Origin of the sequence: Nitratireductor aquibiodomus NL21 = JCM 21793 (genome assembly GCF_000615975.1) — a bacterium.
GTDB lineage: Bacteria > Pseudomonadota > Alphaproteobacteria > Rhizobiales > Rhizobiaceae > Nitratireductor > Nitratireductor aquibiodomus.
This window is the reverse complement of record NZ_BAMP01000020.1, coordinates 42770-56365: the sequence shown is the minus strand read 5'-3', so window position 1 is coordinate 56365 and position 13596 is coordinate 42770. Positions and strand designations below refer to the sequence as shown.

Genomic DNA, 13596 nt, shown 5'->3' with positions numbered 1-13596 from the left:
TGGCACTGATCGCATCGGCAGCAATGCCGGATGGTGTTCCGCGCGCAGGGGCCGTAGATGCCAAGGCTGGCGCAGCATGCGCAGACACTTTCATCCCACCCTTGCGCCATACAGGGAGGACCTGAAAGTGGATATGGTGGACCTGCCCTGCGAGCGTGCTGCGCGGTGAGATGCACGTGCTGAACGCAACAGACCACCGCCAGAAATCTAGGTTGAAATCTGTTTCAGTCTGATCGGAATGGACCGTGGTAAAATGGCGCGCCCGAAAGGATTCGAACCTCTGACCCCCAGATTCGTAGTCTGGTGCTCTATCCAGCTGAGCTACGGGCGCGTGATCGCGTAAGCGACCGTCGAAGCAGTCTTTGTTGCCGCCGACCGCGGTTAACTAGCGAGTGCGGCGTAGAATTGCAAGCGCTATCGAAGGAATTTTCCTGATATCTGCACAGGCGGTGCCCACGCGGTTCTGGTGCCTCAGGCTGGGGGCGTTGCGTCGGGGATGGTGATGGCGAAAACCGTATGCCCGCCAGTGCTTTCCACCAGTTCAAGTGCACCGCCATGAGCCCGCACCAGTTCCTGTGCGATGGCCAGGCCGAGACCGGTTCCACCGCTTTTGGCAGAGCCGCGGAACGGGGCGAAGAGATTTTCGCGCGCCTTCTGCGGAAGGCCGGGGCCGGTGTCGGTCACATAGATGCGTGCGGTATGGTCCACCCGTTCGGCAGAGATGGTCAGGCGCCTGACGACCGATGGGCCATGATCGCCCGCCATTGCCTGAACGGCGTTTCTGCTGAGGTTCGAGAGAACCCGGAAGAGGTGCTCCGAATCGGCGCTGATTTCAAAAGCCTCATCCACCGCATTGGCGAATTCGATGCTGTTGTCGGCATCGAGCGGCAGCACATTGCGCACCTCTTCGACCAGGGCATGCAGGCGCAGCCGGCGGCGGCTGGGAGGCGCTTCCTGCGTTCGACCGTAATTGAGCACCCCCTCCGAATAGGTCACCGCGCGGTCGAGCGTACGCAAGAGACGTGGCGTGAGGGTTTTGACCGCCGGGTCGTCAATTGTGCTCAGCCGGTCGGAGATGAGATGTGCCGAAGCCAGCATGTTGCGCATGTCGTGGTTGATCTTGGAGACGGCCAGGCCAAGGTCGGCGAGGCGTTTTTGTTCACCCAGCGTCTTCTGCAGGGCTGCCTGCATGCGTGCGAGCTCGCGCTCGGCCACGCCGATCTCATCGCCGCGAACTTCAGGTGTGATGACACGGCCGGGCTCGTCGGGTGCGGCGGCGAAAGACAGCATGGACTGCGTCATGCCGCGTATGGGGCGGATCATGATGCGGTTGATGGCATAGAAGACCAGCGTCGCCGTAAAGAGTGAAATGATCAGCGAGAGAAAAGCGACATTGCGCGCATAGGTGAGCATGGCATCCCTGAGGCCCGTGTCGGCGATCAGGATCTCAAAAATCTTGCCCGTGTCGCCCACCGTGCCGAATATGCGGAACACGCGATCACCGCCGAAGAAGAGCGTCGAAAAGGTCTGGGCGATGGCCGCAGGCGGAGCGATCGCATCAAGGTCGATGTGCTCGTTCACTTCCGGTGGCATGTCGGTAACGACCAGAATGCGCGAGACGTCCGCATCACGCACGGCAATCGCCTTCACGCCCGTCGCCATCAGGAGTTCGTCGCGTATCGGCGGGGCAAGCGTCTCGTCCTCGCCTTCCATGAGGATGATGCTTACGGCGGCTGCATTGTCGAGCCGCTGCTGCATCCACTGCATGCCGAAATTGGCCACCGACGGGATGAAGATCAGGACTTCCGCGATCATCACGAAAAGCACGGTCAGCAGAAGAAGCTTGGTCGAGAGCCCGCGCGTGAGCGGAACGGAGCCCGTCTCGTGCGGTTGTTCGCTGATGTCGCCCGCTGTTCTTTCTGCCATCGCTCAGCGTTTTCCGGGGCCGCTTACGGCTGTTTTCCTGCTCACGCGGCCTGAAGCATGCATCAGCCGAAACGGCGCAGAAACCGCACCACCGCGCGTACCAGAGGCTTGCGTGTCGTCTCCGTGAAATACGTGATCGCGGCCCGTTTGCCAATCTCGGTCATGGTCGGGTAGGGGGAGACATAGCCAGCGATGTCGCGCACGCCGAGTTTTCGGGAGATGGCGAGCGCCCAGAAATTGATCATCTCGCCCGCATTGGCACCGGCGATGGATGCGCCAAGAATGCGGCCCTTGCGGTCGGTTACGAGCTTGATCAGGCCCTCGGTTTTGCGCTCGGCCTGCGCGCGGTCGTTTTCGCAATAGGGCCAGCGCAGAATGCTGATTTTCCGATGGCTTTTGCGGGCCTCTTCCTCATTCAGTCCCACATGCGCGATTTCGGGGTCCGTATAGGTTGCCCAGGGAATGATGTTCCGGTCCTCGCGTGCGGGCAGGCGGAAGAGCAGGGCGCGTATCACCAGCCCGGCATGATACCCCGCCACATGGGTGAACTGCAGCCCGCCCGCCACGTCGCCGATCGCATAGACGCGGCGATTGCTGGTGCGCAGCTTGTCGGAAACCTTAATGCCGCGCCGGTCGTGCTGGATTCCGGCCCTGTCGAGCTCCAGCGATGCGGTATTGGGCGTGCGGCCCGCGGCAATCAAAAGGTGAGAGCCGTCGATGCTGCGGGTCCCATCGGTGTCTTCCACATGAACACGCACGCCCGAACGGCCACGCTTTTCCACCTGTGTGACCTTCGTGTGTTCCAGCACATTCACGCCTTCGGAGCGGATGTTTCGGAGTGCGAAGGCGGTCAGTTCGGGGTCGTCCTTGCCGAGCGCGGCCAGTGCTTCCACCACCGTGACCTCACTGCCCAGGCGGCGGTGCGCCTGCGCCAGCTCCATGCCGATGGGGCCGCCACCGACGACGATCAGATGCGCAGGCCTGCGGGTTTGTGAGAAAATCGTCTCATTGGTGAGGTAAGGAACATCTTCAACGCCCTGTATCGGCGGAACAAGAGGCGATGACCCTGTTGCAATGACGAAGCGGCGGGCGCGGATCTCATAATCTCCGGCGATCACCGTGCGCCCGTCTTTGAAACGCGCTTCCTCCTGGATGACCTGCACGCCGAGCGCGGTAAAGCGTTCGACGGAATCGTTGGGCGCAATGGCTGCAATGGTCGCTTCCACATGCTTCATCACCTGGCGGAAATTGACCTCCGCTTCCGCAGGGGCGATGCCAAAGGCGGCACCGCCCTGCATCAGATGGGCTTGTTTGCCGGCGGCGATCAACGCCTTGGAAGGCACACAGCCATAATTGAGGCAGTCGCCGCCCATCTTGCCGCGCTCGACAAGCACGACGGGAACACCGAAGGCGGCAGCGGCGGCTGCGACGCTTAGGCCGCCGGAGCCGGCGCCAATGACGCAGATGTCGGGAGTTAGAAGGGTCATTGAGGCAGTCTCGCGCTTGTTCGGCAATCAGGTGTCGGGCGACCGGCGCAGTTTCTTCACCGCGACCGGGATGGCGGCAACCAGCGCCAGCGCAGCAAAGGCGAGGGTGAGCTGCGGCGTTATGAGATCGCCGAGCGTCACCGCGCGCCCGGCTTCGGCTGCGGCAACAAGCACGCTGTCCAGCCCGTGGCCGAGATAGGCGTAGGCGAAGGTGCCTGGCAGAATGCCGAGAAAGGTGGCTGTTGCATAGGTACGCAACGGTACATTGAACAGTGCCGGCGCGATGTTGACGACCCAGAACGGAAAAATCGGAGCGAGCCTCAGCACCAGAAGATAGTTGAAGGCATCCTCCTCGAAGCCCTTCGCCATGCGCGAAACGCGCCCGCCGATCTTTTGTGCCAGAACACCTGAAAGCGCGCCGCGTGCCGCCAGAAAGACGGCGGACGCACCGACGGTGGCAGCGACTGCCACGAGCGCACCGCCGAGAAGCCAGCCGAAGAGAAAGCCAGCAAACAGCGTCAATATGGAAGCGGCGGGAAAGGAAAAGGCGACGGCCATGGCGTAGAGAACCGCAAAGCCAAGCGGAGCAAGAAAGGGGTTTTCCGCAACGAAGCCTCGTAAAACATCGCGGCTTTCGGAAAGGAACTCGAGCGACAGATACTGATGCAGTCCGAGCGCATAGCCACCGGCCAGGCCCGCAAGCACGATAAGCAGCGGAAGAAAGCGCTTCAGAGGCGAGCGCCTTGTGTTTTCGAGGCTGCCATTTTCGGTCGTCTGCATCATCATCATCATCTTTCGGGTCTCCGCCGCCAGAGGCTCCATATTGTGCGGCAACAGGCCCGTACATGCGTGTTGCGACCCGTCCGCGCAACGAAAGATATGCGGTCTCACCGCCTTTTGAGAGGCGGTCGCATGGATATCACCGATCCGTGAAGCGCAGGGAGAACGAAAAAAGCCCGCTCGAAAGCGGGCTTTTCGGAGGGATCAGGCGTCTGCGTCAGGCTTTTGCCCGCTCCAGCGAGAGTGCGCCGGGGCCAAAGGCGGCGAGTACGAGAAGGCCGCCGGCCATGGAGATGTTCTTCATGAACATGATGCTCTGCATCTGATCGGCAAAGTCGAAATGGGCGATCAGGCCGGAGGCGACGCTGAACAGCGCCAGAAGCAGCGCGGCAATGCGTGTCTGAAAGCCAACGACGATGGCAAGGCCGCCGACGAGCTCGAGCAGGGCGACGATCCAGGCCGTCACGACCGGCAGGGGCAGGCCCATGCTGCCGAAATAGCCGGCGGTACCGCCAATATTGGTGATTTTTCCGAAACCGGAAACGATGAAGATGACCGCGATCAGAATCCGGCCGATGAGAACGAGTGCATTCTGGGACATTGCTGGGTTTCCTGTGAGAAGTGATATTCTTCGATCAGGCATATACGCCAGTGGATTGTGCAGAAAAACTGCCCCATTGGTTACGCTGTGTTGTCAAGACGAGCGACAATGAGCCGATACTCCCGGCCTGAAGTCAATCCGCTTCAGGCCGGTTGGGTGTGATAGGCGGCGATCAGGCCGGTGCGATCATCTTTTCGGGGCGCACAAGCCGCTTGTAATCTTCTTCGGAGACGAGACCGCTCTTGAGCGCTTCCTCACGCAGCGTGGTGCCATTCTTGTGCGCTGCCTTGGCAATGGCCGCCGCATTGTCGTAACCGATCGCCGGCGCGAGCGCTGTAACCAGCATGAGCGAACGCTGCATCAGGTCCGCGATGCGCGTTTCGTCGGCTTCGATGCCTGTTACGCAATTGTCGGCGAAGGAGCGCATTGCATCGGTGAGGATGCGGATCGACTGCAGCACGGCGTTTGCAACGACCGGCTTGAAAACGTTGAGCTCGAAATGGCCCTGGCTGGCGGCGATGCTGACGGTGGTCTGGTTGCCCATGACCTGTGTGGCGACCATGGTCAGCGCCTCGGCCTGGGTCGGGTTCACCTTGCCCGGCATGATGGAAGAGCCCGGCTCGTTTTCCGGCAGCTTCAGCTCACCCAGGCCCGAGCGCGGGCCGGAGCCTAGGAAGCGGATGTCGTTGGCGATCTTGAAGAGATCGGCGGCGAGCGCGTTCAGCATGCCGTGGAAGGCGTTCAGCGCTCCATGGCTCGCCAGCGCCTCAAACTTGTTCTCAGCGGTGCGGAAGGGCAAGCCGGTGATGGCGGCCACTTTTGCCGCGAACGCCTTGTCGAAGCCGATCGGAGCGTTGAGGCCCGTGCCGACGGCCGTGCCGCCCTGTGCCAGCGCATAGACATCGTTCAGGCTCTCCTCGATGCGCCTGGCACCAAGCTGGAGAGCCGCCACATAGCCGGAAAACTCCTGACCGAGCGTGAGCGGGGTGGCATCCTGCGTATGGGTGCGGCCGATCTTGACGATACCGTCGAATGCCCGGGCTTTCTCTTCGAGCGCTTCGGTCAGATATTGCAGCGCGGGCAGAAGCTCGGCTGCCGCCTCGCGGCCGGCTGCAATATGCATCGCCGTGGGGAAAGTATCGTTCGAGGATTGCCCCATATTGACGTGATCATTGGGGTGGACCGGCTTTTTGGAACCCATCTCGCCGCCCAGGATTTCGATGGCGCGGTTGGAGATCACCTCATTGGTGTTCATGTTCGACTGCGTGCCGGAGCCGGTCTGCCAGACGGAGAGCGGAAAGTGATCGTCGAGCTTGCCCGCGACGACTTCCCTGGCCGCCTCGATCATCGCCTCGCCGATCTTCCGGTCGAGCTTGCCGTTTTCGAGGTTCGCCTCGGCGGCAGCCTGCTTGACGATGCCAAGCGCCCGCACGAGGGGATGGGCATTTTCTCCGTACCGATCTTGAAATTGCCCAGAGACCGTTGTGTTTGCGCGCCCCAGTAACGGTCTGCGGCAACCTCCAGCGGGCCGAATGTATCTGTCTCGGTGCGGGTCTTGGACATGCGATCGTGCTCCATTGTCATTTCGCGCGTCGGGCGGGCGGGTGCGGCTCTACGAGCCCTGCTGCCTCTACCCCAAAAGTGCTGCCGTTTAATGGCGCGGGCGAAGGGATTTGGCAATAGCCCGTGCGGCCCGCGCTACGGTCGCGTCCGCGACTGCCGGCAAACTGTTCATTGCGCTCCTTTCCGGCATTGGATTATCACAGGCGATGTCGCGCGCCGTCAGCCAGACGGCTCTCGTATGCATTGAAGGTTTCTGGGGGGAATGTGTTTAGACATATTGCGAATGCGCAGGCGATGCGGACCTCCGGTCCCCCTTTTGCCGCGGCCCTGCTGATCGCGGCAGAGCATCTTGGGTTTCTTGAAGAAACCGGCATTGTCTTTTCTGTCCTGGCTGGGCTGTTCCTGGTCGCCACCGTCTTTTCATCGGTTCATTTTGCCGAGGTCATATCCGTTCGCATCGGGCAGCCTTTCGGCTCGGTTCTGCTGGCAATTGCCGTCACCGTGATCGAGGCCTCGCTGATCATTTCCATGATGCTGTCGCCATCGGAAGGAGATCCGACCGTGGCGCGCGACACGGTGTTTGCCACGGTCATGCTGGTTCTGAACGGCGTGGTCGGACTTTGCCTGCTGGCCGGAGGTCTGCGCCATCGCGAGCAGTCTTTTCAGAGCCATGGCGCTGTGGCGGCATTCAGTGTGCTTGGCACGCTGGCAACGCTCACACTGATCCTGCCCAACTTCACGCTGGCCGTTGAGGGGCCGTACTATTCGATCGTGCAGCTGGTCTTCGTGACGGTTGTATCGCTTCTGCTCTACGGGCTGTTCCTGTTTGTGCAGACCGTGCGTCACCGTGGCGACTTTCTCGACATTGCAGCAGCCGATGCGGCCGTCCATGTGAAACCCGGCGGGGGAGAAACGGCGTGGAGCGGCCTGATGCTCGCCGTGTCGCTTCTCATGGTCATCGTTCTGGCGGAAGCACTGGCGCCTGCCATAGAGGAGGGGGTGTCCGTCCTCGGGCTGGCGGAATCCTTTGTCGGACTGATCATCGCGGCTGTGGTCTTGCTGCCGGAGGGCATGACGGCCCTGCGTGCTGCAGCCTCGAACCGTCTCCAGACGAGCATGAATGTGGCCACCGGCTCGGCACTTGCCAGTGTCGGCCTGTCGATCCCGACCATCGCCATTGCATCGCTGCTTCTTGGTGAACCGATCACGCTCGGGCTCGATCCGGAACACATCGTGCTTCTGGTCCTGTCGCTCTTCGTTGGCATGCTCACCCTGGCGACGGGGCGCACCACGATCATGCAGGGCGCGGTGCATCTGGTCGTGTTTTTCTGCTTTCTTCTGCTGGCCGCGGTGCATGATCATTCGCTGAACCGCCCATGAAAAAGGGCGCTCCAAAAAGGAGCGCCCTCGATATTCAAGCGATGCGTGGCTGGCTTAGAAGCCCATGCCACCCATACCGCCCATGCCGCCCATGTCGCCGCCGGGCATGGCCGGAGCAGCGTCCTTCTTGGGCAGTTCGGCAACCATTGCCTCGGTGGTGACGAGCAGGCCGGCAACCGAAGCGGCGTCCTGCAGCGCGGTGCGGACAACCTTCATCGGGTCGACGATGCCCATGGCGATCATGTCGCCATACTCACCGGTCTGGGCGTTGTAGCCGAAGGTGACGCCTTCGTTCTCCAGAATCTTGCCCGCAACGATGGAGGATTCTGCACCAGCGTTTGCGGCGATCTGGCGAACCGGAGCCTGAACGGCACGGCGCACGATGTTGATGCCGGCTTCCTGGTCGGCATTGTCGCCCTTCGCCTTGATCTGCGTGGAAGCGCGCAGAAGCGCGGTGCCGCCGCCGGGAACGATGCCCTCTTCAACAGCGGCGCGGGTCGCGTTGAGCGCGTCGTCGACGCGGTCCTTGCGCTCCTTCACCTCGACCTCGGTCGAGCCGCCAACGCGGATCACGGCAACACCGCCTGCGAGCTTTGCAAGGCGCTCCTGCAGCTTCTCGCGGTCGTAATCGGAAGAGGTCTCTTCGATCTGCTGCTTGATCTGGGCAACGCGGCCCTCGATCTCGGACTTCTGACCGGCACCGTCGACGATGGTCGTGTTCTCCTTGGAGATCGCAACCTTCTTCGCACGGCCCAGCATGTCGAGCGTGACATTCTCAAGCTTGATGCCGAGGTCTTCGGAGATGACCTGGCCGCCGGTGAGGATCGCGATGTCCTCGAGCATGGCCTTGCGGCGGTCGCCGAAGCCCGGAGCCTTGACGGCAGCGATCTTCAGACCACCGCGCAGCTTGTTGACGACGAGCGTGGCCAGAGCCTCGCCTTCCACGTCCTCGGCAATGATGAGGAGCGGCTTGGAGGACTGAACGACCGATTCCAGAACCGGCAGCATGGCCTGCAGGTTGGAGAGCTTCTTCTCGTGGAGCAGGATGTAAGCATCCTCGAGCTCGGCAACCATCTTCTCCGGGTTCGTTACGAAATACGGGGAGAGGTAGCCGCGATCAAACTGCATGCCCTCGACCACTTCGAGCTCGGTCTCGGCGGTCTTGGCTTCCTCGACGGTGATGACACCCTCGTTGCCGACCTTCTGCATGGCCTCGGCGATCATGTCGCCGATTTCCTTCTCACCATTCGCGGAGATCGTGCCGACCTGGGCAACCTCTGCGGAGGTGTTGATCTTCTTGGTCGAGTTGCCGAGATAGTCGATGACGTCGGCAACGGCCTTGTCGATGCCGCGCTTCAGGTCCATCGGGTTCATGCCGGCGGCAACTGCCTTGGCGCCTTCCTGAACGATCGCCTGAGCGAGGACCGTGGCGGTCGTCGTGCCGTCACCAGCGATGTCGTTGGTCTTGGAAGCGACCTCACGCACCATCTGTGCGCCCATGTTCTCGAACTTGTCCTCAAGCTCGATTTCCTTGGCAACCGTCACGCCGTCCTTGGTGATGCGCGGTGCGCCGAAGGACTTGTCGATGACGACGTTGCGGCCTTTCGGGCCGAGGGTCACCTTCACCGCGTCGGCGAGGATGTTAACGCCGCGCAGCATGCGCTCGCGTGCGTCGCGGGAGAATTTTACGTCTTTTGCAGCCATATTTCTCTAGCTCCTGAGCTTCTTCGAGAAACTCTGTTACCGTTTTGATGTGGTGGCGTGGATTAGCCGATGACGCCCATGATGTCGGATTCCTTCATGATCAGGAGATCCTCGCCATTGAGCTTGACTTCGGTGCCCGACCACTTGCCGAAGAGCACGCGGTCGCCAGCCTTGACGTCCAGCGGGACAAGCTTGCCCGCCTCGTCGCGCGCGCCGGAACCGACTGCAACGATTTCGCCTTCCTGCGGCTTCTCCTTGGCGGTGTCGGGAATGATGATGCCACCTGCCGTCTTTTCTTCAGACTCGACCCGGCGGACGACCACGCGGTCATGAAGCGGGCGAAAGTTCGTGTTGGCCATGTTCTCTGAACCCTTGATTCGGATGATGAATTAGGCTTTTCCTCCGTCCGGCGGACGCCGGACCTCTCGTTAGCACTCCCTTGGTAAGAGTGCTAACGCGGCTTTGAGATAGTAAGCCCCAAATTCGGAGTCAAGATTTTCGTGCGCGGAATCTGGTACAAATTTCGCAGCCGCCGACCGGTTTTTCGATCTGGTGCGGAAAACCCTGCCCGGCTCAGGCGGGTCTCTTGAACGCTTCGCGCTTCCTCTCCACCGCTGCCCGGCAGCAGCACCCCTCGATATGATCATTGACCAGCCCCATGGCCTGCATGAAGGCATAGACGGTGGTGGGGCCGACAAAGGACCAGCCACGTTTTTTCAGGTCCTTTGAGATGCGGGTGGATATCTCCGTCGTCGGATTGGCCGTCAGCGTTTTGTAGTCGACGGGATCAGGGCGTTCATGCGGCTGTGGCTCGTGGCGCCAGAAATAGTGGGCAAGAGACCCTTCCTGCTCGCACAGTTCGATCGCGCGCTGCGCATTGTTGATGGTGGAGCGGATCTTGCCGCCGTGACGAACGATGCCGGCATTGCCCAGGAGGCGCTCCACATCCATTTTGGTAAAGCGCGCGACGCGCTCGAAGTCGAAACCCTCGAAGGCTTCACGAAAATTCTCGCGCTTGCGCAGGATCGTCAGCCATGAAAGCCCGGACTGAAACCCTTCCAGGCAGATTTTCTCGAACAGCCGGTGATCGTCGGAAACGGGGTGCCCCCATTCATTGTCGTGATAGTCGAGATAGTCCGGCAGGTCGCCCGGCCAGAAGCATCGGGTCTTGCCGTCGGCGCCAAGGATCAGGCCGGTCTTTTCTTCGCTCATGTGTGTGGAATTCCCTGGTTAATGTGAAATCAGCCCGGTTTAGCGATATGTTCACCAGCTTTTTGAACGCGCCGGTAACCATGCCAAATGGTATTTTCAATACATCGCATTTTACGAGTATCGATTCACCATTCGGTTGCAGCTTCGAGTCAGCATCCTGACACGGACAGGCGCATAGGGTGCGTTTGCCCTTCGCCGCCACCCGTTTTCGAGCCTATTTTCGAGGACGCGTGGTCTGTTTAATCTGTGACGAATGGTAGAGAGAAGTTTGTCATGAAGTCGATGTTGTTTGCGGCCGGCCTTGCGACCGTGCTGCTATTTTCCTGGGGGGCGCAGGCCCAGGATCGATATGTGGAGCCGCCGCCGGTTCTCGTCAGTCCTGATCTTTCCGCTCCCTGGGTGATGCAGCTACGCAGTTCGCCCGTGCTGGCGCAGCAACGCACCGAGCAGGCTGTGGAGTACCGCACCTACCAGCGTGCCCGCAATGCACGTGAACGCAACAGCGCGCGCCGCGATTACCGGCCGCGTCATCAAATGCCGGTCAGTGGCACCCAACCGGCAAAGCCCCCGCAGAGGGTGGCGTTTATACCACGTGCGAGCGAGCCCTTTCCCCTGAACGAACGCTCCTGGCGGATGAGCGATCCCAAATGGCTGCCACAGGTCGTGGAGTACGAGACCGACCAGTCTCCAGGAACCATTGTTGTCGACACCAGGCAGCGTTTCCTCTTCCTGGTGCTGAAGGGTGGCAAGGCGAAACGCTATGGCGTTGGCGTCGGCAAGGAAGGTTTCAACTGGACTGGTACTGAAAAGATATCCAACAAGCGCAAATGGCCGGACTGGCATCCGCCGGCTGAGATGATCGAACGCGAAAAAGCGAAGGGCAGGATCCTGCCGGTGAAAATGGAAGGCGGCCCGGCCAATCCCCTCGGCGCGCGCGCGCTGTATCTCGGGTCGACGCTGTATCGCATTCACGGCACCAACGCGCCCTGGACCATCGGCCGTGCGGTGTCTTCCGGCTGCATCCGCATGCGCAACGAGGATGTGGTCGACCTTTATAACCGCATTCCGGTCGGCACCAATGTGGTGGTGAAGTGACTGGATAAGCGGGGGATGCCCGGCAAGGGGACTGCCGGGTAGATGGAGAAGGGCGATGCTTGGGGGAGCATCGCCCTTTTCTCATTCCGCTGCAGTCAGCGCCGCCTCTCGTTGTTCCCGGCTCACGATTGCGTCGGGCAGAGCTGCCGGCTTCGGCCCGCCATAGGCCCAGTCGAGGAGCTCCACTGTGTGCACGACCGGCATTTCCGTGCCCGAACCGATCTGGGTCATGCAGCCGATATTTCCGGTGGCGATGAGCGCCGCACCCGTCGCTTCGATGTTCCGGACCTTGCGGTCGCGCAATCGCGCGGCGATGTCTGGCTGGAGAATGTTGTATGTGCCGGCGGAGCCACAGCACAGATGTCCTTCGCGCGGTTCCTGGACCACGAAGCCCGCCCTGCGCAGGAGCGCGCGGGGTTCGCGGCTGATCTTCTGCCCGTGCTGCATGGAGCACGCGGAGTGATAGGCGACGGTGAGACCGGGTTCGACAATCGGCTCGGGGAGGCTCAGCGTTTCCAGATATTCGGTGATGTCTCTGGCAAGCGCCGCCACGCGGGCAGCCTTTTCGGCATAGGCAGGGTCGAGCCGCAGCATGTGCCCGTAATCCTTGACGGTCGTACCGCAGCCGGACGCCGTGATGACGATCGCGTCGAGCCCGCCGGTCTCGATTTCACGTGTCCAGGCATCCACATTGCGCCGCGCGGCGGCCAGAGCATCCTCTTCGCGGCCCATGTGATGCACCAGCGCGCCGCAGCACCCTTCACCTTCCGGGTGCTGCACCACTTCCACGCCGAGCCGCGCAAGCAGCCGGACGGTCGCGGCGTTGATACCAGGATCGAGAACCGATTGCGCGCAGCCTGTCAGAAGCGCGACACGTCCACGCTTTTCCACCGAAAGGCGCTGGCTGTCTTCAGGCTTTCTAGGCAATGTTCGCGGGGCGAGGTCCAGCATGGCTGCGACGGGCTTCATGCCCGGCAGATTTCGGAAGAGCCCCGCGAAGGGCCGGCCGAAGCGGGCTAGCTTCAAGGCGGCGCGAAAACGCGACGGATAGGGCAGGATCTGCGCCAGGACCGACCGCATCAGCCGGTCGAGCACCGGCCTGCGATAGGTTTTTTCGATGTGCGCGCGGGCGTGATCCACCAGGTGCATGTAGTTCACGCCCGAGGGGCAGGTGGTCATGCAGGCAAGGCAGGAAAGGCAGCGATCGATATGGGTGACGATTTCCCTGTCGGCCGGCCTGCCGTTCTCCAGCATGTCCTTGATCAGATAAATGCGCCCGCGCGGGCTGTCGAGCTCGTTGCCGAGCGTGACATAGGTCGGGCAGGTGGCCGTGCAGAAGCCGCAATGCACGCATTTGCGCAGGATCGATTCCGCCTCCGCGACATGCGGATCGGAAAGCTGCTCGGGAGTGAAATTGGTCTGCACGGCGCTTCTTCTATATCAGCCAGCTTTGCGGGTTCTTGATCGGCTCGTTCCGGCCCACGGCCTGCAGGCCGATCACGCAGCGCACCACGACCCAGATCGCAACCGCAATCATCAAAAGAAAACCGATGCCGACGACCATCAAGAGGGCCGAGACGAAACCGAACAGAACACCGATCCAGAATGTGCGAATGGCCCAGGTGTAGTGCGTTTCGAGCCACCCGCTGGCCTTGCCGCGGTTCATATAGGCAATCACGATGCCCACCAGAGCCGAAATACCAATGACGAAGCCGACCAGATAAAGAATATAGATGACCTGAATGTTGGTTGGTCCGGGTTCCAGCCAGCGGTCCGTCTTGCGGGTTTCATCTGGGGTCTGCTGCATGTCACTCATGGGTTCGCCCTCCATTGTTTCGGCGGCAATCT

11 protein-coding genes, 1 tRNA gene and 1 pseudogene are annotated in these 13596 nt (G+C 61.3%); 2 read left to right on the top strand and 11 right to left on the bottom strand.

Annotated elements, in window-relative coordinates; all coding sequences use genetic code 11:
• Window positions 1-254: 254 nt before the first annotated feature.
• The 6 genes and pseudogenes from JCM21793_RS08020 to fumC all read right to left on the bottom strand — a co-directional run bounded on the left by JCM21793_RS08020 (window position 255) and on the right by fumC (window position 6357).
• Window positions 255-331, bottom strand: a tRNA-Arg gene (locus JCM21793_RS08020).
• A gap of 140 nt (window positions 332-471) precedes the next feature.
• Window positions 472-1926, bottom strand: a complete 1455-nt coding sequence (locus tag JCM21793_RS08015) for an ATP-binding protein (RefSeq protein ID WP_007010586.1) — start codon at window positions 1924-1926, stop codon at window positions 472-474.
• A gap of 62 nt (window positions 1927-1988) precedes the next feature.
• Window positions 1989-3413: a dihydrolipoyl dehydrogenase family protein gene (locus JCM21793_RS08010; protein ID WP_025030034.1), complete on the bottom strand. Its 1425-nt coding sequence runs from the start codon at window positions 3411-3413 to the stop codon at window positions 1989-1991.
• A 27-nt stretch (window positions 3414-3440) separates the two neighbouring features.
• Window positions 3441-4202 (bottom strand): TVP38/TMEM64 family protein, encoded by a 762-nt coding sequence (locus tag JCM21793_RS08005; protein WP_025030033.1) that lies wholly within the window; start codon window positions 4200-4202, stop codon window positions 3441-3443.
• Window positions 4203-4410: 208 nt separating this feature from the next.
• Window positions 4411-4794, bottom strand: a complete 384-nt coding sequence (locus tag JCM21793_RS08000) for a DoxX family protein (RefSeq protein ID WP_007010583.1) — start codon at window positions 4792-4794, stop codon at window positions 4411-4413.
• A gap of 172 nt (window positions 4795-4966) precedes the next feature.
• A pseudogene (gene fumC, locus JCM21793_RS24800) lies at window positions 4967-6357 on the bottom strand (class II fumarate hydratase).
• A gap of 294 nt (window positions 6358-6651) precedes the next feature.
• Between fumC and JCM21793_RS07990 the strand changes: the two are divergent.
• Window positions 6652-7737: a calcium:cation antiporter gene (locus JCM21793_RS07990; protein WP_025030032.1), complete on the top strand. Its 1086-nt coding sequence runs from the start codon at window positions 6652-6654 to the stop codon at window positions 7735-7737.
• 54 nt (window positions 7738-7791) lie between these two features.
• Here the strand turns inward: JCM21793_RS07990 and groL are convergent, their stop codons facing one another.
• The 3 genes from groL to JCM21793_RS07975 all read right to left on the bottom strand — a co-directional run bounded on the left by groL (window position 7792) and on the right by JCM21793_RS07975 (window position 10653).
• Entirely contained in the window at window positions 7792-9441 is a 1650-nt protein-coding gene (gene groL / locus JCM21793_RS07985) for a chaperonin GroEL (RefSeq protein ID WP_025030031.1), read from the bottom strand.
• Window positions 9442-9503: 62 nt separating this feature from the next.
• Window positions 9504-9800, bottom strand: coding sequence for a co-chaperone GroES (groES, locus tag JCM21793_RS07980; protein WP_007009707.1), 297 nt, complete (start codon window positions 9798-9800; stop codon window positions 9504-9506).
• A gap of 214 nt (window positions 9801-10014) precedes the next feature.
• Window positions 10015-10653 (bottom strand): DNA-3-methyladenine glycosylase I, encoded by a 639-nt coding sequence (locus JCM21793_RS07975; RefSeq protein WP_025030030.1) that lies wholly within the window; start codon window positions 10651-10653, stop codon window positions 10015-10017.
• 273 nt (window positions 10654-10926) lie between these two features.
• Here JCM21793_RS07975 and JCM21793_RS07970 point away from each other — a divergent pair, with 273 nt between their 5' ends.
• A complete protein-coding gene (locus tag JCM21793_RS07970; RefSeq protein ID WP_025030029.1) occupies window positions 10927-11748 on the top strand; it encodes a L,D-transpeptidase in 822 nt (273 codons plus the stop codon).
• An 81-nt stretch (window positions 11749-11829) separates the two neighbouring features.
• Here JCM21793_RS07970 and glcF read toward each other — a convergent pair whose 3' ends face one another.
• Together glcF and JCM21793_RS07960 are read right to left on the bottom strand one after the other, a co-directional pair.
• Complete coding sequence (gene glcF / locus JCM21793_RS07965; protein WP_025030028.1) at window positions 11830-13173, bottom strand: glycolate oxidase subunit GlcF; 1344 nt, start codon at window positions 13171-13173, stop codon at window positions 11830-11832.
• 10 nt (window positions 13174-13183) lie between these two features.
• Window positions 13184-13564 carry a DUF4870 family protein gene (locus JCM21793_RS07960; RefSeq protein WP_007009703.1) on the bottom strand — a complete coding sequence of 127 codons (381 nt, stop codon included), beginning with the start codon at window positions 13562-13564 and terminating at the stop codon, window positions 13184-13186.
• Window positions 13565-13596 lie beyond the last annotated feature (32 nt).